Annotated in this window: 20 protein-coding genes; 16 read left to right on the top strand and 4 right to left on the bottom strand. The window is 70.4% G+C overall.

Translation table 11 applies throughout. The features are described from left to right. Nucleotides 1–7: 7 nt before the first annotated feature. The 10 genes from G495_RS0107105 to G495_RS18095 all read left to right on the top strand — a co-directional run bounded on the left by G495_RS0107105 (nt 8) and on the right by G495_RS18095 (nt 9,015). Complete coding sequence (locus G495_RS0107105; RefSeq protein WP_028587240.1) at nt 8–673, top strand: metallophosphoesterase; 666 nt, start codon at nt 8–10, stop codon at nt 671–673. A gap of 9 nt (nt 674–682) precedes the next feature. Beyond that, entirely contained in the window at nt 683–1,453 is a 771-nt protein-coding gene (locus G495_RS0107100) for an exodeoxyribonuclease III (protein WP_028587239.1), read from the top strand. A 1-nt stretch (nt 1,454) separates the two neighbouring features. Then, the gene (locus tag G495_RS0107095; RefSeq protein ID WP_028587238.1) at nt 1,455–2,045 is read left to right on the top strand and encodes a hypothetical protein; all 591 of its coding nucleotides are present in this window, start codon (nt 1,455–1,457) and stop codon (nt 2,043–2,045) included. Next, a complete protein-coding gene (locus G495_RS0107090) occupies nt 2,042–2,458 on the top strand; it encodes a gamma-glutamylcyclotransferase family protein (RefSeq protein WP_028587237.1) in 417 nt (138 codons plus the stop codon). Before G495_RS0107095 ends, G495_RS0107090 begins: the two co-directional genes overlap by 4 nt. 245 nt (nt 2,459–2,703) lie before the next feature. After that, on the top strand, nt 2,704–3,357 hold the full coding sequence (locus G495_RS0107085) for a succinate dehydrogenase/fumarate reductase transmembrane subunit (RefSeq protein ID WP_035251299.1): 654 nt from the start codon (nt 2,704–2,706) through the stop codon (nt 3,355–3,357). 12 nt (nt 3,358–3,369) lie between these two features. After that, nucleotides 3,370–5,220, top strand: coding sequence for a fumarate reductase flavoprotein subunit (locus G495_RS0107080; protein ID WP_028587235.1), 1,851 nt, complete (start codon nt 3,370–3,372; stop codon nt 5,218–5,220). Nucleotides 5,221–5,222: 2 nt separating this feature from the next. After that, the gene (locus G495_RS0107075) at nt 5,223–5,966 is read left to right on the top strand and encodes a fumarate reductase iron-sulfur subunit (RefSeq protein ID WP_028587234.1); all 744 of its coding nucleotides are present in this window, start codon (nt 5,223–5,225) and stop codon (nt 5,964–5,966) included. An 18-nt stretch (nt 5,967–5,984) separates the two neighbouring features. After that, nucleotides 5,985–6,821: a fumarate hydratase gene (locus G495_RS0107070; protein WP_028587233.1), complete on the top strand. Its 837-nt coding sequence runs from the start codon at nt 5,985–5,987 to the stop codon at nt 6,819–6,821. Then, entirely contained in the window at nt 6,821–7,378 is a 558-nt protein-coding gene (locus G495_RS0107065; protein WP_028587232.1) for a Fe-S-containing hydro-lyase, read from the top strand. The genes G495_RS0107070 and G495_RS0107065 overlap by 1 nt, the downstream gene beginning before the upstream one ends. A gap of 437 nt (nt 7,379–7,815) precedes the next feature. Next, nucleotides 7,816–9,015, top strand: a complete 1,200-nt coding sequence (locus tag G495_RS18095) for a Fic family protein (RefSeq protein WP_169734364.1) — start codon at nt 7,816–7,818, stop codon at nt 9,013–9,015. Between the two features lie 121 nt (nt 9,016–9,136). On the opposite strand, the gene G495_RS0107055 is transcribed toward G495_RS18095, so the two are convergent. After that, nucleotides 9,137–10,351, bottom strand: coding sequence for an SLC13 family permease (locus G495_RS0107055; RefSeq protein WP_028587231.1), 1,215 nt, complete (start codon nt 10,349–10,351; stop codon nt 9,137–9,139). A gap of 419 nt (nt 10,352–10,770) precedes the next feature. Here G495_RS0107055 and G495_RS0107050 point away from each other — a divergent pair, with 419 nt between their 5' ends. Continuing rightward, nucleotides 10,771–11,193, top strand: coding sequence for a PaaI family thioesterase (locus G495_RS0107050; RefSeq protein ID WP_156939621.1), 423 nt, complete (start codon nt 10,771–10,773; stop codon nt 11,191–11,193). Between the two features lie 15 nt (nt 11,194–11,208). After that, on the top strand, nt 11,209–12,045 hold the full coding sequence (locus G495_RS20295; protein ID WP_051445159.1) for a class I SAM-dependent methyltransferase: 837 nt from the start codon (nt 11,209–11,211) through the stop codon (nt 12,043–12,045). Between the two features lie 66 nt (nt 12,046–12,111). Here G495_RS20295 and G495_RS0107040 read toward each other — a convergent pair whose 3' ends face one another. The 3 genes from G495_RS0107040 to G495_RS0107030 form a co-directional block, all read right to left on the bottom strand. Further along, nucleotides 12,112–13,266 carry a DMT family transporter gene (locus G495_RS0107040; RefSeq protein ID WP_084457979.1) on the bottom strand — a complete coding sequence of 385 codons (1,155 nt, stop codon included), beginning with the start codon at nt 13,264–13,266 and terminating at the stop codon, nt 12,112–12,114. A 72-nt stretch (nt 13,267–13,338) separates the two neighbouring features. Next, nucleotides 13,339–14,268, bottom strand: a complete 930-nt coding sequence (locus tag G495_RS0107035) for an AraC family transcriptional regulator (RefSeq protein ID WP_245588386.1) — start codon at nt 14,266–14,268, stop codon at nt 13,339–13,341. 346 nt (nt 14,269–14,614) lie between these two features. Then, a complete protein-coding gene (locus G495_RS0107030) occupies nt 14,615–15,931 on the bottom strand; it encodes a malic enzyme-like NAD(P)-binding protein (RefSeq protein ID WP_028587227.1) in 1,317 nt (438 codons plus the stop codon). Between the two features lie 342 nt (nt 15,932–16,273). Here G495_RS0107030 and G495_RS0107025 point away from each other — a divergent pair, with 342 nt between their 5' ends. From G495_RS0107025 to G495_RS18085, 4 genes are all read left to right on the top strand, one after another. Then, nucleotides 16,274–17,866: a glycosyltransferase family 9 protein gene (locus G495_RS0107025; RefSeq protein ID WP_028587226.1), complete on the top strand. Its 1,593-nt coding sequence runs from the start codon at nt 16,274–16,276 to the stop codon at nt 17,864–17,866. 48 nt (nt 17,867–17,914) lie between these two features. Then, the gene (locus tag G495_RS0107020; protein WP_028587225.1) at nt 17,915–18,523 is read left to right on the top strand and encodes a DUF8043 domain-containing protein; all 609 of its coding nucleotides are present in this window, start codon (nt 17,915–17,917) and stop codon (nt 18,521–18,523) included. 2 nt (nt 18,524–18,525) lie between these two features. After that, nucleotides 18,526–18,882 carry a hypothetical protein gene (locus tag G495_RS0107015; protein WP_028587224.1) on the top strand — a complete coding sequence of 119 codons (357 nt, stop codon included), beginning with the start codon at nt 18,526–18,528 and terminating at the stop codon, nt 18,880–18,882. Between the two features lie 153 nt (nt 18,883–19,035). Beyond that, a complete protein-coding gene (locus G495_RS18085; protein WP_051445158.1) occupies nt 19,036–19,938 on the top strand; it encodes a pseudouridine synthase family protein in 903 nt (300 codons plus the stop codon). Nucleotides 19,939–20,732 lie beyond the last annotated feature (794 nt).

Genomic DNA, 20,732 nt, shown 5'->3' with positions numbered 1-20,732 from the left:
GAGCACCGTGAAATACGACAAGTACTGGATCGGCATCGGCGATATCCACGGCGACCCGGGCAACGTCGCGCGCATTCCGGGCGTGGCCGAGGCCGCAGGCGTCGTGGTCAGCGGCGACCTGACCACCCACGGCGGGGTGGACGCGGCGCGCCGGGTCATCGACGCCGTGCGCCGGGCCAACCCTGTGGTCCTGGCCCAGATCGGCAACATGGACACCGCCGCCGTGGGCCGCTGGCTGGAGGACGAAGGCCTGTCCATCCACGGCCAGGCCCGCGAACTGGCGCCCGGGGTGGGCCTCGTGGGCGTTGGCTGTTCCAGCCCCACGCCCTTCGGCACGCCCAGCGAGGTGCCCGACGAGCGCCTGGGCGAGCTGCTGGAGCAGGCCCTGGCCCTGGCCGGGCAGTGGGACGCCACGCTGCTGGTGGCCCACGATCCGCCCCACGGCACCAAGGCCGATCTGGTGGGCGCGCGGCACGTGGGCAGCCGGGCCGTGCGCGCCTTCGTGGAGCGCGTCCAGCCCGACGTGTGCCTGTCCGGGCATATCCACGAGTCGCGGGCCCTGGACTTCGTGGGCCGCACCGCCGTGGTCAACCCCGGGATGCTGGCCCAGGGCGGCTACGCCGTCATCGGCCTGGCCGGGCGGACGCTGACCGTGAAACTGCGCACCCTGTAAGGCGGCGGGATGAAACTCTATTCGTGGAACGTCAACGGCCTGCGGGCCGTGATCCAGAAAGGCTTCTGGAACTGGTTCGACGCCAGCGGCGCCGATGTGGTCGGCCTGCAGGAAATCAAGGCCGAGCCGCAGCAGCTGGACGAGGCCGACCGGGGCCGCCCGGGTTACGAGGTGGCCTGGAACCCCTGCCGCACGCGCAAGGGCTATTCGGGTACGGCGGCGCTGTACCGCGTGGCGCCCCTGGCCGTGCGCACCGGCCTGCCCGACGAGCGCTTCAACGGCGAGGGCCGCTGCATCCACCTGGAATACCCGTCCTTCCACTTCTTCACCATCTACTTCCCCAACGGCCAGCAGGGCGACGAGCGTCTGGAGTTCAAGCTCGGCTACTACGACTGCTTCCTGGCCCACAGCGAGGCCTTGCGGCGAGAGAAGCCCATCGTGGTCTGCGGCGATTTCAACACCGCGCACAAGGAAATCGACCTCAAGAACCCCAAGGCCAACGAGAACACCTCGGGCTTCCTGCCCGTGGAGCGCGCCTGGATGGACCGCTTCGTGGCCCACGGCTATGTGGACACCTTCCGCCTGTTCGAGCCCGGGCCGGACCACTATTCGTGGTGGACCTACCGCTACGGGGCCCGCGCGCGCAACGCGGGGTGGCGCATCGACTATTTCTTCGTCAGCGAGGAACTGCGGGGCAAGGTGACGCGGGCCTGGATCGAGCCCGAGGTCCTGGGCTCGGACCATTGCCCCGTGGGCCTGGAACTGGACCTGGAGGCCTAGGATGAGCGACACGGACGGCCCGGGGGGCCCGGTCGGGGTGGACAAGCTGCGCGACGAGATCATCGAGACCCAGCGCGGGCACCTGGACATGGTCAAATGGAAGATCGTGCTCGTGGCCGCCCTGGGCGCCGTGGGCCTGGGCTTCCAGGGCGCGGGCACGCCCGGCGGCGGGGGGCGCGCGGCCCTGCCCGCCCACTATGTGCTGTGCCTGATCCCCTTCGTCTGCGCCTACTGCGACCTCATGCTTTGCACGCTTTTGCTGCGCATGTACGCCATCGGGGCCTTCCTGCACCGCCAGGGCGCCGCGCAGGGCGCGCTGCTGGCGCGCTATGAACACTGCATCGATTCCCTGCGCCGGGGCCGGGACCAGCACGGCGGCCTGTTCAGCTTCGAGGGGCTGGCCGTCTTCGGTTCCAGCTTTCTGTTTTCCGCGCTGGTGTTCCTGGTGCTCGTCTCCCTGGGGGAGTTCGCCCTGGGTCTGTCGGGCCTTGCGGGAGTGGGCTTCACGCTGTGGATCCGCCGCAGGTTCAGCGAGAAGCAGTCGTGCGTCGTCGAGACCATGAAGCGGTGCGAAGGAGGCGATCGCCCATGAGCGCCCCCACCCCTGACGACCTGTTCTTCGCCTACGGCACCCTCATGCGCAGCGCGGGCGGGCCGTGGGCCGAGCGGCTGGAGGCCATGGGCGAACTGCTGGGCCGGGGCAGCGTGGCCGGGCGGCTGTTTCGCGTGAGCTGGTACCCGGGCATGGTCGAGGCCGACGGCCCGGGCCAGCGCGTGCTGGGCGAGGTCTGGCGGCTGGCCGCCCCCGGGCGGGCCTGGCCGCTGCTGGACGAATTCGAGGGCGTCATCCCCGGCAAGCCGGATATCTCGCGCTACCGCCGCGCCGTGGTGGACGTGACCCTGGACAACGGCACGCCCCTGGCCTGTCAGGCCTACCTGCTCAACTACCCCACCGCCGACCTGGAGCCCATCCCCTCGGGCGACTTCCGCGACGTGGTCCTCTAGGCCCGCCGCCCGCGCCCTTCCCGGCGCCTTCCGCGCCGCCCCGTGGCGCGCGAATGGCCATCAACAATTGACAATCGGTCATTCAGGGTTCAAGAATCAGGGGCTTTTGTCCGGCGTTGGGGGGCGACCCCCTGGAGGCCGCCGGGCAGGGGCCTTCGGGCGTGTGTCCGCGTTGCGGGAGGCGCGCCGCGCCCGGGGTGCTGGTTGGTTGGCTGTATCGCGTTCCATTATCCCTGGAGGAAGACATGGCGGTTGTCGATTCGACCCTGCATGTGCCCAGGCCGTCGATGCTCTCGGCGTATCTGGACTGGTTGCAGATGCTCACCGGCGCGGGCCTGGTGCTGTTCATGTGGAGCCACATGATCCTGGTGTCCAGCGTCATCATCGGCCCCGGCGTCATGAACGCCCTGGCTGGATTTTTCGAGGCCACCTACATGGCCCAGGTCGGCGGACCCCTCATCGGGTTCGCCTTTTTGCTGCATTTCGTGCTGGCGGCGCGCAAGCTGCCCTTCCGGCTCGACGAGCAGCGCACCATCTGGGCCCACGCCAAGACCCTGCGCCACCGCGACACCTGGCTGTGGCTGGTGCAGGCGGGCAGCGCCATGATCATCCTCATCATGGGCTCCATCCACATGTGGGTGGTGCTCACCGACCTGCCCATCTCGGCGGCCAAGAGCGCCGCGCGCGTGGCCGACGGCTGGTGGCTGGCCTTCTACCTCGTGCTGCTGCCCCTGGTGGAGCTGCACGTGGGCATCGGCTTCTACCGCATCGGGGTCAAATGGGGGTTCATCAAGCGTTCGCGCCGCGCGAAAATGAAGCGCGTGGAGAACATCCTGACCCTGGCGTTCATCGGCATCGGGCTGCTGACCCTGATCCGTTTCCTGCTTCTGGCCTACTGACAAGGAGAGACCATGCAGACTTTCGTGACGGACCTGCTGTGCATCGGCGCGGGGCTGGCGGGGGAGCGTGTGGCCATCGAGGCCGCAGGAGCCGGGTTCGACGTCATTTGCCTGTCCATCGTTCCGGCGCGGCGCTCGCATTCCTCCGCCGCCCAGGGCGGGATGCAGGCGGCCCTGGGCAACAGCGCCATGGGCGAGGGCGACAGCCCCGACGTGCATTTCATGGATACGGTCAAGGGCTCCGACTGGGGCTGCGACCAGGAAGTGGCGCGCATCTTCTGCGACAACGCGCCCATCGCCATGCGCCAGATGGCCCACTGGGGCGTGCCCTGGAACCGCGTCGTGGCGGGCAAGAGCTTCTACTACAAGGGCGGCGAGCGCTACGAGAAAGAGGAAAAGGCCGAGAAGGAAGGGCTGATCACCGCCCGCGCCTTCGGCGGCACCGCCAAATGGCGCACCTGCTACACCTCCGACGGCACCGGGCACACCGTGCTCTACACCATGGACAACCGCGCCGCCCAGCTTGGCGTGGCCGTGCATGACAAGACGGAGATGATCAGCCTGATCCACGACGGCGGGCGCTGCCTGGGCGCCGTGGCCCGCTGCCTGAAGACCGGCGAGCTGCGCGTGTACCTGGCCAAGGCCACGCTCATCGCGGCGGGGGGCTTCGGGCGCATCTACCGCGAGTCCACCAACGCGGTGATCTGCGACGGCGGCGCCCACGCGGCGGTGCTCGACACCGGCGTGGTGCCCCTGGGCAACATGGAGGCCGTGCAGTTCCACCCCACGGGCATCGTGCCCACCTACATCCTGGTCACCGAGGGCTGCCGTGGCGACGGCGGCACCCTGCTGGACGTGAACCAGGAGCGCTTCATGCATGTCTACGAGCCCGACAAGGCCGAGCTGGCCTCGCGCGACGTGGTCTCGCGCTGGATGATGCACCACATCCGCGAGGGCAAGGGCGTGCAGAGCCCCTACGGGCAGCACCTGTGGCTGGACATCCGCCACCTGGGCGAGGAGCATATCCGCGTCAAGCTGCGCGAGGTGGACGAAATCTGCCAGAACTTCCTGGGCGTGGACCCCGTGCACAGCCTGATCCCCGTCAAGCCCGTGCAGCACTACTCCATGGGCGGCGTGCGCACCAACAAGGACGGCGCGGCCTACGGGCTGGCGGGCCTGTTCAGCGCGGGCGAGGCCGCCTGTTGGGACATGCACGGCTTCAACCGCCTGGGCGGCAACTCCCTGGCCGAGACCGTGGTCGCGGGCGGGGTCATCGGCGTCAAGGTCGTGGACTACCTGCGGGGCGCCAGCGCGCAGTACGGCACCGCCGTGGTCGCCGACCGCGTGGCGCGCGACCAGGAGCGCATCCGCCGCCTGACCGAGGGCGCCGACGGCAGCGAGGACGTGTACAAGGTCCGCGCCGCCATGCAGGACGCCCTGCAGGACGGCGTGCACATCTTCCGCAACAAGGAAGGCCTGGAGCGCGCCGTGGCGACCCTCCAGGAGGTCCACGCCCGCGCCAAGCGCATCGGCCTCAAGTCCGACGGCGTGGGCGCCAACCCCGAGCTGGCCCTGGCGCTGAAGATGCCCGGGCTGGTGCGTCTGGCCCTGTGCGTGGCCCACGGCGCGCTGATGCGCACCGAGTCGCGCGGCTCCCACGCCCGCGAGGACTTCCCCGAGCGCAACGACCGCGACTGGCTGACCCGCACCCTGGCCACCTGGAAGAGCGAGGGCGACGACCTGCCGACCCTGGACTACGAACCGGCCACCCGGACCTTCGAGATTCCCCCGGGCGAGCGCGGCTACGGCGGCGGCAAGATCATTCCCATGGACAGCGCCCCCAAGCCCGGCAAGGAGAACTAGCCATGGACCGCACCCTGAAATTCAACATCTTCCGCTACAACCCCATGGCCCAGGGCACCGCGCCGCGCATGGAAACCTTCGTGCTGCCCGAAATCCCCTCCATGACCCTGTTCATCGCCCTGAACCAGATCCGCGAGGAGCAGGACCCGTCGTTGCAGTTCGACTTCTGCTGCCGCGCGGGCATCTGCGGCGCCTGCGGCATGCTCATCAACGGCCGCCCGGGCCTGGCCTGCAAGACCAAGACGAAAGACCTGCCCGAGGAAATCACCCTGCTGCCGCTGCCGGTGTTCAAGCTGGTGGGCGACCTGTCCGTGGACACGGGCTCCTGGTTCCGCGAAATGTACGCCCGCGTGGGCTCGTGGATTCATACCGACAAGCAGTTCGACCCGCTGGCCGAAGAGGAGCGCATGGACAACGCCCTGGCCAACGAGATCTACGAGCTGGAGCGCTGCGTGGAGTGCGGCTGCTGCGTGGCGGGCTGCGGCACGGCGCGCATGCGCAAGGACTTCCTGGGCGCCGTGGCCCTGAACCGCATCGCGCGCTTTGCCCTGGACCCGCGCGACCAGCGCACCGACCGCGACTACTTCGAGATCATCGGCGACGACAACGGCATCTTCGGCTGCATGGGCCTGCTGGGCTGCGAGGATGTCTGCCCCAAGGAACTGCCGCTTCAGGACCAGCTCGGCTTCCTGCGCCGCAAGATGGGCCTGACGGCCATCCGGCGCTTTTTGCCCGGCGCGAAGTAGCACAGGAGACACAAGACAATGCGTACCATCAAGGCGGCGGACATCGTGCCCAAGGTGGCCGAGATGATCCGCCACGCCAGCATCCATCTGCCCGACGACGTGAAACGGGCCTTCAAGGACTGCATGGCCGCCGAGGACAGCCCGGCGGCCAAGGAGATCTTCCGCCAGCTGCTGGAGAACTCCGACATGGCCGAGGCCACCGGCCTGCCCCTGTGCCAGGACTGCGGCCTGGCCGTGTTTTTCGTGGACGTGGGCGAGGACGTGGTCGTGCAGGGCAGCCTCAAGGACGCCGTGACCCGGGGTATGGTCCTGGGCTACCAGGAGGGCTTTTTGCGCAAGTCGTCCTGCGACCCCATGACCCGCGCCAACACCGGCGACAACACCCCGGCCATCATCCACTTCGACTTCGTGCCCGGCGACCGCATCCGCATCGCCTTCATGGCCAAGGGCGGCGGCAGCGAGAACATGTCCCGCGTGACCATGCTTTCCCCGGCCCAGGGCTGGGAGGGCATCAAGCGCTTCGTGGTCGAGCGCGTGGCCGAGGCCGGGCCCAACCCCTGCCCGCCGACCATGATCGGCGTGGGCATCGGCGGCACCTTCGAGCGCGCGCCCATCCTGGCCAAACGCTCGCTCATGCGCCACCTGGACGAAAAGCACCCCGACCCCAAGATCGCCGCCCTGGAAGACGAACTGCTCACGGCCATTAACAAGCTGGGCATCGGCCCCATGGGCCTGGGCGGGAAGACCACCTGCCTGGGCGTGAAGATCGAAATGGCGCCCTGCCATTTGGCCAGCCTGCCCCTGGCCGTCAACGTGCAGTGCCACTCCATCCGCCACGAGGAGGTTGTCATCTGATGGCCGAATACACGCTGACCACCCCGCTGACCGACGCGGACGTGGCGCCCCTGCGCGCGGGCGACGTGGTGTTCATCACCGGCACCATCTACACCGCCCGCGACGCCGCCCACAAGCGGCTCATGGCGCTCATCGACGAGGGCCAGCCGCTGCCCTTCGAGTTGCAAGGCTCCATCGTCTACTACGTGGGCCCCAGCCCCGCGCCCCCCGGGCGGCCCATCGGCGCCGCCGGGCCGACCACCAGCTACCGCATGGACACCTACGCCCCGCGCCTGCACGCCCTGGGGCAAAAGGCCTCCATCGGCAAGGGCAAGCGCAGCGACGCCGTGAAGGCGGCCCTCAAGGAACACACCGCCGTCTACTTCGGCGCCACCGGCGGCGCGGGCGCGCTGCTCTCCAAATGCATCACCGCCGCCCGCATCATCGCCTTCGACGACCTCGGCCCCGAAGCCATCCGCGAACTCACCGTGGAAAACTTCCCGGTCCTGGTCATCAACGACAGCGTCGGCGGTGAACTCTACGCCGTGCCGGACAGGAAGGCGGCGGGGTTGGAGTAGGGGGAAACGCCTCCGGCGGCCAGGGCGCTGCCCTGGACCCGGCAGGGGACACGTCCCCTGCACCCCGCCATTGAAAGGCCGCGTCCCGTAAGGGGCGCGCTGTACAGAGATAGTATTCACCTGACACTGCCGCCCCCGGCGGGGCGCGTTCAAGGCGGCCTTTGTGGCCGCCTTTTCTTTGTCTTTCCGGGTTGGCAGGCCAGCCCTGAACGTTGGGCCGGGGTGGATTGGTCGCCGGGGGAATTGGGGTGCGATTTTCCCTGTTGGGCGGGTGGTTGTGGTTTTGGCAAATATTTCGGCAAAAATTATGTTCAATTCCGGGGTTGCATGTTTCTCTATTTTTCATTAAAGCAAGCTATAGCGTGCAATTATGCTGCGGTTATTCCGGAAAAAATTCCGGCAAATATTTCGGAAAAATCATGCCAGCGATACCACAAATGGAACCCATGGTCCCCGGGCGGCGGAGCGATCTGGAGGATTTGGCTTTGGAGGTTTTCAAGGCCTCGGCGAAGCTGGCTGGGCGGGTGCATCCGGTGACGGCCCAGCGGGTCGGCGGGCTGTTGCGCAACGTCAACAGCTACTATTCGAACCTCATCGAGGGCATCCGCACGACGCTTCTGGAGATCGAATCCGGCCTCAGGGAGCTTGCGCAGGACGACAGAACCCGCAAGCTCCAGCTGCTGCACAAGCAGAACATCGCGGCCCAGGCCGCTGTGGATGCGCAGTGCGCGGGCGGTTTGCCCGCCGTGGCCGAAGCCGGTTTCCTGTGCCGCCTTCACGAGTTGCTCTTTGCCGGTGTGCCAAGGGAATTCCTCATCCAGCGGAACCAGGAAGGCACACGGGAGGTCGAGACCCTCCCCGGGCGGCTGCGCGATGACAACGTGCGCGTGGGGGCGCATGTGCCGCCCGATTGGCAGGCGCTGCCCGGGCTTTTGGCGCGCTTCCAGGAGGCGTATGCCCTTGAAAGGGCGCAGGGTGCGGGGCGGCTGGTTCTTGCCGCCGCAAGCCATCACCGGCTGCTTTGGATTCACCCGTTTTTCGAAGGCAACGGGCGCGTCGCCCGGCTGTTTTCGGATGTGTACCTCAAGTGCTGCGGGCTGGAAGGCTACGGGCTGTGGACTCTGGGCCGGGGGCTGGCGCGGGCGGAGGGCGACTACAAGGCGCTCCTGGCCGCTGCGGACGCCCCGCGCCAGGGCGACTACGACGGGCGCGGCAGTCTTTCGGAGGACGGCCTGCGCCGGTTCTGTCTCTTTTTTCTGCACACGGCCCTGGATCAGGCCCGGTTCATGGACGCGCTCCTGAACCTGGACGCGGCGGCCAGGAACATCGCGTTCTACTGTTCCCTGCGAACCAGGGGGCACATGGCGGAGAGGGGGCCCCTGCCCAAGGAGGCGGCCCGCATCCTCACGCATGTCTTCGTGCATGGCCAGATCGCCAAGGGCGAGGTCCACGAACTCATCAACGCCTCGGACCGCAAGGCCCGCGACATCGTGAAGGCGCTGCTGGCCGAAGGACTGCTGGAATCCGCCAACCAGAAGGCCCCCCTGACCATCGGCCTGCCCGCGCACGCGGTGCAGTATTATTTCCCCGAGCTGTGCGACCCGGGTGCGTTCAAGGACGGACCAGGGCTGGCCTAGACCTCGTCGGTTCTCGTTCCGGATTATCGTTGCCGCCGCAGGCCTTGCCCGCCGCAGGCGCCGCCTTCCTTCGCGGTTTCTTCGCTGCTCCGGCCTTACCCTCCTCCCGCCGCCCGCCCCATCACCCCACCAGCGCCCAGGCGATGGTCAGGGTGGCGAAGGTGACGGGGAGGCCGGTGCGGGCGTGTTCGGTCCAGGAGATGCGGATGCCCAGGCGGGCGGCCTGGTCGATGACGATGATGTTGGCGATGGAGCCGACCACGATGAGGTTGCCGGCCAGGGTGCTGGACAGGGCCAGGAGGGTGCCGGCCTGGGTGGGGTCGGGCAGGGATTTGACCGCGGGGAGCAGGAGCATCACGGCGGGGACGTTGGAGACGAGGTTGGAGAGGGCCGCCGTGGCCGCATAGAGCTGGCCCGGGGCCGTGACATCCAGGCCCAGGGCGCGCAGGGAGCCCAGCAGGTGCGACAGGATGCCCCCCGTCGCCACGGCGTGGTTGACCACGAACAGGCCGATGAAGAGTACCAGCAGTTGCCAGTCCACCAGCCCCAGGGTGGTGCGCGAGGCCATGCGCCGCGAGAGCAGCAGCAGTCCGGCGGCCAGCAGCGCCGCCACCTCGCGCCCCAGCCCGCCCCACAGGAACACCGCCACCAGGGCCGCGAGCACCGCCAGCCCCTTGGTGCTCTGCCAGGCGCCGAAGTCCGGCGCGTCCACCTGCGGCTCGGGCAGGTCCGTGGCCCAGCGGCCCCGGTAGAGCAGGGCGATGAGGCCCCAGGTGGCGCCCAGGCCCAGCAGCGCGGGCAGCCCGGCGGCCAGCAGGTAGGCCCCGAAATCCAGGCCCAGCACCTGGCCGATGAGCATGTTCTGCGGGTTGCCGATGAGCGTGGCGGCGCTGCCGACGTTGGCCGCGCAGGCCAGCCCCAGGAGCAGCGGCACGGGGTTCAGCCCGCGCCGGATGCCGCCCTGGGCCAGGATGGGCGCCATGGCCAGACACACGATGTCGTTGGCCAGCACCGCCGAGAGCCCCCCGGCCACGGCCACCACCAGCCCCAGCAGCGCCACGGGCCCCACGCGCACCGCCGCCAGCCGCCGGGTCACGGCGGTGTAGAACCCGCCCAGACGCAACTGCGCCGAGACGACCATCAGCGCGAAAAGCAGGGCGATGGTGGACACGTCCACTGCGGCCCAGGCCTCGTGCGGGGCCAGCCGCCCGGCGGCCAGCAGGGCGATGGCCCCGGTGAGCGCCACGCCGGTGCGGTCCAGGGCCAGCCCGGGCACGCCGCCCAGGATCATGCCCGCGTAGACGAAAACGAAGACGCCGATGGTCAGCCAATCCATGCACGGCTCCCGGGGGACGGATGGGGACGGACGGGGACGAATGGGCGAGGTTTACAGCAGGCCCGGGCGCGAGTAAAGCGCCCGGCGGGCTTGCGCTGCGCGCGGCCCCGGGGTAGGCAGAAGGGCGCGCGGGAACGCCCTGCGCGGGGACGCCGGAGGGCGGCGCGCGGAAAACGGCACATCCGCCCGGCAGGCGCCGCGCGGGCGCGCCGGGGGCTCCCGGCCTGGGCCCTGATCTGGCCCTGGCTCCGGCCTGACCCCGGCCTTGGCCTAATCCCGGCCCGGGGTTTTGGCCCCGGTTTCGCCTGGCCCGCGTTGGGCCCGGCTGCGGCGCGGCCCCACCCTGGCCCGCGCCCCGGGCGGCCCCCCCCCGCGCCGCCCGGCCCGGCACAACAACACGACCCAACAGGACGGACCCCATGGGCGAGCTGGACGCGGCCTTCCGCGATCTGATCGAGAACGGCATTCCCTTCAACAACTACCTGGGCCTGCGCGTGCGCTCGCTGGAGCGCGGGCGCTGCTCGCTGCTGGTGCCGCGTCGGCCCGAGCTGGTGGGCGACGCCCGGCGCGGCGCGCTGCACGGCGGGGTCATTTCCATGCTCGTGGACACCTGCGGCGGCTTCGCCGTGTGGACCATGGGCCAGCCCTCGGACCGCATCGCCACCATCGACCTGCGCGTGGACTACCTGAAGCCCGCCATGGAGGGCGACCTCGTGGCCGAGTCGGAAGTGCGCCTGCACGGCAACCGCGTGGGCAACGCCGTGACCGTGGTCTATTGCAGCACGGACCCCGGGACCATCGTGGCCGAGGGCCGCAGCGTCTACAACATCCGCCGGGCCTAGCCACAGGGGAGAGCCATGCGCAGCGACCGCGACGCGGTGATCCAGAAGTTCCTGGTGGAGTTTGCCGCACCCGACGGCATGGACGTGCTGGAAATCGGCTGCGGCGATGGCCGCGTGGCCGCCGGGCTGGCGGGCTGGGCGGCGTCCTACGTGGGGCTGGACGCGGACCCGGCGGCCCTGGCCGAGGCCCAGGCGCGCGTGCCGGACGCCGCCTTCGTGGAAGGCCAGGGCGAGGCCCTGGACTTCGCCGACGAGAGCTTCGACGTGGTGCTCTTGACCCTGTGCCTGCACCGCATGGACGCCGAAGCGGCCCTGGCCGAGGCCCGGCGCGTGCTGCGCCCGGGCGGGCGGGTGGTGGTGCTGGAGCCGGTGCCCTTCAGCGAGGTCGGCCGCGCGCGGGCGGTGCTGCGCGACGACGCGCCGGACCACGCCCAGGCCCAGCAGGCCATGGCCCATGGCCCGCTGCCCGTGGTGCGCCGCGAGCTGTTCCGCACCACCCTGGAATTCGAGGACGCCGGGGAGTTCCTGGACTTCCTGTTCGCGGATTACGCCGACCCCGAGGATGAGGACATGGACTGGGGCGCAGGCTTCCCGGACGGCCCGGGCCCGGGCCTGCGCGGCCAGCACGGCGGAGACTTTGACGACGATGACGAGGATGCGGACGACGATGCGGACCGCGAGGAAGAGCAGGACGCTGCGGACGATGCCCCAGACGAGGATGACGAGGACGCCTCCTGGCGCGACCCGGACCTGGAACACCTGGTGCTCTCCGAGCTGGGCCCCAAGGGCGGCGACGCGCCCCTGACGCTGTTCGACGACCTGCTGGTGGTGCTGCTGGCGCGGGTGGACTAGAGAACTCCCCTCGGCAAGGACTCCCTTTTCCCTTTCGTAAGGGCGCGGCGCGGGCTCACCCCGGCCTCAGCCCCGGCGGCAGATGCACCAGATGCCCGCCAGCACCAGCCCGGCCCCGGCCAGATGGCCCCAGCCCAGGGCCTCGCCCAGCACCAGGGCCGAGAGGCCCACGGCGCTCACGGGCATCACCGCCGTGAAGATCCCCGCCGTGCCCGCGCCCACGCGCGTCACCCCCCGGAACCAGAGCAGATAGGCCGCCACCGTGACCACCAGCCCGTAATAGGCCACCGTGGCCCACGAGGCCGCGCCCACCGCCGCGAAATCGAAGCCCCGGGCCTCCATGAGCGCCCCGGGCGCGAACAGCGCCAGCCCGAAGACCGTCACCAGCGTGGACACCGCCAGGGGCGAAAGCGGCTCGGGCACGGCCTTGCGCAGCAGCAGGAACAGCGATTCGGCCAGCACGGCCCCGAGCACCAGCAGGTTGCCGCCCAGGGCTGCGCCGCCGGGGCCGCCGGGGCCGCCGGGGCCGTCCATCACGCTGTGCAGGTTGATGGCCGCCACCCCGAGCACGGAGAGCGCCACCCCGGCCAGGGCCCGGCGCGTGGGCCGTTCGCCCAGCAGCAGGAAGGCGATGCAGGCCATGGCCGCCGGGGTGGTGCTGGTGATGATGCCCGCCGCCCCGGCGCTGGTGCTGCGCAGGCCCTGGAGCAGCAGCACGTTGAACAGCAGCCCGCCGCAGGCCGCCTGGGCCAGCATCACCGCGAGGCTGCGCACCGACACGCGCGGCCAGCCCTCGCGCACCAGCAGCAGTGGCACGAGCACCGCCGCCGCGCAGGCGAAGCGCAGGGCCGAGGCCAGCTGTACGGGCAGTTCGGCCACGAGCATCTTGCCCGCCACCACCGAGCTGCCGACGATGACCATGGCCAGGGCCAAGCTGGCGTAGGCGCCCAGGGGCGGGGCGGCGGGGGCTGGCTGGCTGGTGCGCTCACGGCAGGGCCGCCCGGGGGCGCCCGGGGCACCCGGAGCAGTGCCGGGAGCGGCAAGAGAGGTGCCGGATGCAGCAGGGGCACCCGAGGTGGCGCCGGGCGCGGGCGCGGCCAGCGGGGAAACGCAGGCGGCAGGAGTGTCCGGGGTGGCCAGGGCAGCGGCGGGCGCGGCATTTGCTGCGCGCGCCGGGTCCGCCGGGCGGGCGAGGGGCGTGGCGTGGGGTCGGGTGGTCATGGGGCCTCCGGGGTGCGGCGTGGCGGCGCGGGATGCGCCGCCCGGGCCGGACCATAGCCCCCCCGGCCCCGGCTAGGTTTGCAGGAACTTGCGGTAGCGCCCGGGCGTGAGACCGGTCAGGCGCCGGAAGGTGTGGGTCAGGTGGGCCTGGTCGGTGAAGCCGGTTTCGGCGGCGATGTCGGCCAGGCGCATGGGTCCGGCCAGCAGTTCGCGGGCCAGGCGCACGCGCAGCCCCAGCAGGTAGGCGTGGGGCGGTAGGCCCAGGGCGGCGCTGAAGCAACGCGCGAGGTGGAAGGGCGAGAGCCCGGCCACGCGGGCCAGCTCGTCCAGGGACACGTCCTCGCGGCAGTGGGCGTCGAGCCAGGCCCGGGCGCGGGCCACGGCCCGGGGCTCGCGGCCCGCGCGGGGCAGGGGCCGGGTGGCGTCGCCGTGGCGGGCGATCCACAGGGCGAGCATGTGCAGTAGGCGCGTCTGGCGGGCCAGCAGCGGGGCGCCGGGGTCCATGAGCAGGCGATGGACGGCCTGGACCTCGGCGGCCAGGGCGGGGTCGGCCAGCACCCCGGCGGCGAAGTCCGGCGCGGGCACGGGCCGCCCGGCGGCCTCGGCGGCGGCGCGCTGCACCAGGTCCGGGTCCAGGTAGAACATGCGGTAGGTCCAGCCCGGGCCGGAGCCGGGGTGCCCGTCGTGGACCTCGCCGGGCGTGGTCAGGTTCACGCTGCCGGGCAGGGCCACGTTGGCCCGGCCCAGGAAGCGGAACTCCAGGGCGCCGTGCTCCACCACGCCCACGGCGTAGCGGCGGTGGAAGTGGCGGGCGAAGCGCTGGCGCAGGCCGCGCGCGTGCAGCAGCTCCACCCCCGGCAGCCCGGGCGGGCGCAGCAGCACGGGCCCCTCACCCGGGGCCGTCCCCTGCGCCGCAAGGGCCGCACCACCACCCCCGGGCGGCAAGGCCGGGGACGCGGCGGCGTCCATGGGGGCTGCGGGCTGTGCGGTGCGTCTGGTCACGGGGCCTCCGGCGGAGCGGGGCGTCCGCTCCGGGTCCGGTCTGGCATGGACCCGGCGGGCGCGTCTTGTACAATCCTGCTCCCGCCCCCCGCCCCGGGGCAAGGAAAAAACGCGCCCCCCTTTGCCTCCCGCCCCGGCTGGCTGCGGCGCTTCGCCGCAGCCAGCCGGGGCGGCGTACGGGGTCGAGGGGCCTTTGGTCCCGGGCGGAGCCCGGGCCGCCGGAGGCATCCCCCTTCGCCCTTCGCCCTTCGCCCTTGCCTCTTGCCCCGTAGCAAAAAAAGGGCCGCCCCCTGTGCAGGGAGGCGGCCCGAGAGATCACGCAGCCAGGGCGCGCGCCGGGGCGGGTCTAGAAGTCCAGGCCGTAGGCATCCACCACCAGGGCGATGCGGCGCTTGGCCTCGGCGAGCCGGGCGCGCAGGGACTTCTTGTACTCCTCGATGTCCAGCTGGATGGTGGCCACGCCGGTGTCCATGGCGGCCTGGGCCACGGCGGCGGCTTCCCATTCGAGCACGCGCGGGTCGAAGGGGCTGGGGATGACGTAGTCCACGCCGAACTCCAGCTTGCGGCCGTAGATGGCGCAGATGTCGTCGGGCACCGGCTCCTTGGCCAGGGCGGCCAGGGCCTGCGAGGCGGCGATCTTCATCTGCTCGTTGATCTCGGTGGCTCGGGTGTCCAGGGCGCCGCGGAAGATGAAGGGGAAGCCCAGGACGTTGTTGATCTGGTTGGGGTAGTCCGAGCGGCCGGTGCCCATGATGGCCTCGGGGCGGGCGCCCTTGGCGTCGGTGTAGGTGATTTCGGGGTCGGGGTTGGCGCAGGCGAAGATGATCGGGTTCTTGTTCATGCTGCGCACCATGTCCGGCGTGATGGCGCCCTTGACGGACAGGCCCAGGAACATGTCCGCGCCCTTCATGCAGTCGGCGATGGAGCCGTGGTCCTTGTCCTGGGCGAAGAGGGACTTCTCGGGGGAGAGCTTGCCCCGGCCCTTGTGGATGAGCCCGCGCGAGTCGAACATGAAGACGTTCTCGGGGCGGATGCCCATGGCGACGTAGAACTTGGTGCAGGCGATGGCCGAGGCGCCCGCGCCGGAGACCACGAGCTTCAGGTTCTCGATCTTCTTGCCGGAAATTTCCAGGGCGTTGATGATGCCCGCGCCGGAGATGATGGCCGTGCCGTGCTGGTCGTCGTGGAACACGGGGATGTTCATCTGCTTCTTGAGCTGCTCCTCGATGTAGAAGCACTCGGGCGCCTTGATGTCCTCGAGGTTGATGCCGCCGAAGGTCGGTTCCATCATCTTCACGGCGGCGATGAGGGCGTCGGGGTCGGTGGTGTCGAGGTTGATGTCGTAGACATCGATGTCGGCGAAGCTCTTGAACAGGACGCCCTTGCCTTCCATGACCGGCTTGCCCGCGGCGGCGCCGATGTTGCCCAGGCCGAGCACGGCGGTGCCGTTGGAGACCACGGCCACCAGGTTGCCCCGGGCGGTGTACTCGAAGGATTTGGCCGGGTCGGCGGCGATTTCCAGGCAGGAGTGGGCCACGCCGGGCGAGTAGGCCATGGAGAGCTGCTTCTGGGTGCGGCAGGGCTTGACGGGGATGACCTCGATTTTGCCCTTGCGGCCCTTGGAATGGTAGTCGAGGGCCTCTTGTTTGGTGAACAGAGCCATGGAACGTCCTCCAGTTGGGGGGGTGACGAAACGTCACGGCGGGTGAGCGGCTGTCGCCCCCCGCGTGGCGGAACCATATGACGGACTGCGCGGGAGCGTATTGCAGGCGCCAGGGGAATGCAACCCCTGGCCCGCACCGGGGTGCATCCGGCGCCCGGGCGGGGCCGGCCCCGGGGCGGCCGGGGGCTTGCGGGCCGGGCGGGCCGGGGGGGCCGGGGGGGGCGCAGGGGCGCCCGGGGCGCGTCGCGCGGCCCGGTTGGCGCGAATCTTGATGCAGAGGGGCAGGCGACCCGCAACGGATGTCGGGCCTTTCTGCAATGCGTTTGAATAGCAGGATGTTTCATGCGCACTCTCGTCATCAATTTGACCCGCTTCGGCGATCTGCTCCAGACCCAGCCCGTCATCAGCGGCCTCAAGGCCCGGGGCGAAGAGGTGGGGCTGGTCTGCCTGGACAACTTTTCCGGAGCCGCGCGGCTGCTGGGCGGGGTGGACGCCGTGTTTCCCCTGCCCGGGGCGGCGCTGCTGGCCGGGCTGGACCGCGCCTGGACCGACGGGCTGGGCCTGCTGTGGAGCTGGGCCCAGGATACCCTGCGGCCCTTCGGCGCACAGCGGGTGCTGAACTTGACGGCCACGCTGCCCGGGCGGCTGCTCACGCGCCTTGCGGGCGACGCGCCCCAGGTGGGCTTCGGCATGGACGCCTTCGGCTTCGGGCGCAACACCTCGGCCTGGGCGGCGTTCCTGGTGGCCTCGTCGCGCAACCGGGGCAGCAGCCCGTACAATCTGGTGGACCAGTTCTGCGAGGTCGCCGGGCTTGAGCGCGCTGGGCGCGAGTATGCCCTGGCCGGGGCCGACGCCGGGGCAAGGGCCCGGGCCGACGCCCTGCTGGCGGCGGCCCCGGCAGGCACCCGGGGGCTGGTGGGCTTCCAGCTGGGGGCCAGCGCGGCGGTGCGCCGCTGGCCGCTGGAGCGCTTCGCCGAGCTGGGGGCGCTGCTGTGGCGCGGGCACGGGCTGTGCCCGGTGCTGCTGGGCGCGCCCGACGAGGCCGGGCTGGGCGCGCGCTTCATGGCCCGGGAGGCCTGCCCGGCCCTGGACCTCACCGGGCGCACCGCGCTGCCGGAGCTGGCGGCCGTGCTGGGGCGGATGCGCCTGCTGGTGAGCAACGACACGGGCACCATGCACCTGGCCGCCGGGCTGGGCGTGCCCATCTGCGCGGTGTTCCTGGCCACGGCCCAGCCGTGGGACACGGGGCCCTACGCCGAGGGCTGCCTGTGCCTGGAGCCGGACATGCCCTGCCACCCGTGCGGCTTCCACCACGCCTGCACCCTGGGCCACGCCTGCCGCCGGGCCGTGGAGGCCGGGGCCGTATATCATTATATAACCCGGTGGCTCGAAGGCGGCGCGTGGGCGGCGCCCGCAGCGGACGCACCGGGGGCCGGGCCCGGCGTCCGGGCCTGGGTCACGCGGCGCGACGCCTTCGGCGGCATGGACCTGGAATCCCTCACCGGCCACGAGGCCGAGGACCGCACGGCCTGGATCCGCATCCAGCGCCATTTCTATCGTCAATTTCTCGACGGCGAGCGGCCCGGCCCCATGGCCAAGGTTCCGGCGTTGTCGGCGCCCTTCCGGGCCGAGGTCGCGCCGGTGCTCGCGCAGTCCGCGCAGGTGCTGTTTTTGCTGCGCCAGCAGGTCGGCGCCCTGGGCCGGGCGCCCCTGGCGGGCCTGAAAGACAAGGTGCTGGGCAATTTCGAGCGCCTTGCGGCCCTGTGGGGCGGCAGCGCGCGCTTTGCCGTGCTGGCCGACCTGTGGCGCGAGCAGGCGCAGGAGTATGCCAAGGATTTCAGTGCACTGCCCGCACTTATCGAAGCCTGGCACGCCCTGCTCGACGCCTGGAGCCAGGCCGTGCCGCCGCTGGCACGAGATTTGAATCAAGAGTAGCGCCATGTGCCTCGCGCACATTTTGCCCATTCCCAAGGAGGGAGAGACATGATCGTTATCGATGGTCAGGAAACGGGTCTTCGCGTCAACAACTTCGCGAACCTCGAGGATCTGCTGGTCAAGGTGATGGAGCAGGACTGCCTGGACAACAGGATGGTCACCGATGTCTTCGTCAACAAGGAGGCCTTCTCCGAGATCTACCCCCACCAGGCCGAGGACATCCCCACCGCCGAGATCGAGAGCGTGGAGATCGTGACCATGGCCGTGCCCGAGATGGCGGTGAACATCACCCGCGAGCTGTACAAGGTCGTGCGCCTGATGGGCCACGGCTGCCGCAGCGTGGCGGACCTGTTCCGCCGCGGCGACGACGCCGAGGCCCTGGAGCTGTACCAGGACCTGCTCGACGTGACCCGCGACTTCCTGGGCATGATCGGCGTGCTGCGCGACGAGTTCAGCCTGAGGGACCGCCAGGTGCTCAACGACAACATGGAGGAGATCACCGCGCTGTTCTCCGAAATGATCGAAGTCAGCGAGAACGAGGACTGGATCCTTCTGGCCGACCTGCTCGAATACGAGTTCCTGGCCAGCGTCGAGAAATGGAAGCAGGTCATCGCCGACCTGCGCGAGGACATCCGCGAAGCCTCCAAGGCGGCCTAGCCATGTCCGAGTGCCTGCAACTGCTGGACAAGGCCCTGGACCTGGGCCAGCGCGAACTTGAGCTGCTGGCCGCAGGGATGGTCGAGCAGACCGAGGAGACCGCCCACCAGCGCGGCGCCCTGCTCGAGCGCGCCTGGCAGGCCAAGGAGCGCGAGCAGGTGGACGTGGACGTGCTCATGGGCAAGCTGCGCCAGCTCAAGAACCTCCAGGGCCAGCTGACCCGCGAGGCGCGCAGTCTGCACAAGAGCCTGGAAGAGGACCTGGCCCGCTCGCGCAAGGAGCGCGGGCGCCTGTCCGGCTACCGCCAGGCCACCAGGGTCGTGCCCACGGCCAGCCGTTTCGTGAGCAAGCGGGGCTAGCCCCGCCGGGCCCGGATGTCCGGGCGGGATATCATTTTCAGGCCACCGAGATCGTTTCCGGGCGCCGGGCTTCTTCCAGGACGGAGGAGGCCCGGCGCCCCGCTGTTTGCGCCCGGCCTTGGCAGGGGCGGCGAAGCAGGCTACACACCGCCCATGAACGATGTACCCGACGACACCCCGCGCGGGGTGGTGCCCCCCGAGATGGAAGGCCGCCGCCTGGACCAGGCCCTGGAACTGGTGCTGCCCGGGGCGGGGCTGCGCGCGCGCAAGCGCGCCTGGGAGGCCGGGGTCGTGCTTGTGGACGGCTTTCCGCGCCCCAAGGGCTACCGGGTCATGGCCGGGCAGGTGCTGACCCTGCGCGCCGGGGAGCCCGCCGGGGCCGCCGGGGGCGGGGGTGAGCCCGGGGGCGTGCCCGAGGGCGTGCGCGTGGTCGGGCAGAACACCGGGCTCATGGCCGCGCTGTTCAAGCCCGGGGGCGTGCACTCCGAGGCCATCGCCGGGCGGCCCGGGTCCAGCGTGGAGCAGTGCCTGGGCGCCTTCTGGCCGGGGCGTTTCGCCCGGCTGGTGAACCGGCTGGACCTGCCCACCTCGGGGCTTCTGGCCGTGGCCCTGTCCGAGGCCATGGCCGCGCGCTACCGCGAGCTGGAGGACCAGGCGGCGGTGACCAAGGTCTACGCGGCCCTGGTGCTGGGCCAGGTGGAGACCCCCTTTGTCTGCGCGGGCGCCATCGACGCCGCGCGGCGGCGGGTGGTGCGCGTGCTGGACGAGGCGGACCCCACGGGCCTGCGGCGCACCGAGGTGGAGCCAGTGCTCGCCCAGGCCGCGCCCGGGGCCACCCTGGTGCGCTGCATTATCCATAAAGGCGCGCGGCACCAGATCCGCGCCCACCTGGCGGCGGCGGGCCACCCGGTGCTGGGCGACGGGGTCTATGGTCCGCAGGAAGGGCCGCGGCTGTACCTGCACCATTTTCGGCTGCGCCTGCCGGAGTTCGAGGCCGCCGCCCCGCCGCTGTGGCCCGAATGGGCGGACTGGGGCCTGGGCAAGGACCGTTTCTGAGGCCCGGCGGGCGCGGGGTGGGGGCAGCCCGGGAGCGCCGCCAGCCCCCGGCGCATGGATGGCGGGCCCGGGCGCGCCCGAAGCGGTCCGCAAGGGGCGGCGGCAGGGTGGCTGGCCGCAGACGAATCCCTTCTATTTGAGCTGGTTGCCGGAAATATTCATTCCAGCACGATTTTCCGTTGACGGGCGGGGCGAGTTCGGTCATAACCCACTTCCGCGCTGAGGGCGGGCCTGACGGCCACTCCCGGTGCGGGTTTGAAAAGCGAAGGATTCGGATTGGTTGCCAGGGCTTGCCCGGGCGCCCGGCCCGCACAGGCGCGGCAGGGAAAATCCGAAAAAATGAAAAGAGAGCTTGACGGCCTCCGGGGTTCCGGAGTAGATAGCTCCTCCGCCGCCCGGAAGGGCGACGGGATTGAAAGAAAAGATTGCAGCGAGGGGTTGACGGGGCCAGTGGTTCCGGGTAGATACCTCGCTCCGCCTGGGAGGGCGGGGGTTCTGAAAAGAACTTGCGAAAAGGGTTGACGAGCTCGGGATGACCGGGTAGAAGCTGCCCTCCGGTGTGAAAGCGCCGGGTTTGAAAGAGGGAAGGTGTTGACGCTCTGGCGAGGCTGGGGTAGAGTACACTTTCCGCCCGCCCCGACGAGAGTCGGCGGAGCCGGCCAGGGTGCCGGGTCTGGAAGGGAAGGTTCTTTGACAATTAAATAGCGAGTCGGGGAGGTCGTGAGCGATCACGGCTTCCGGAAAATAATCGCTTTGCGATTCAATCAGGAATCGTAACCAAGATACTACTCTCA

This window comes from Desulfocurvus vexinensis DSM 17965 (assembly GCF_000519125.1).
Taxonomy (GTDB): domain Bacteria; phylum Desulfobacterota; class Desulfovibrionia; order Desulfovibrionales; family Desulfovibrionaceae; genus Desulfocurvus; species Desulfocurvus vexinensis.
The sequence above is the reverse complement of the archived record's forward strand: the minus strand, read 5'-3'. Positions and strand labels throughout refer to the sequence as shown.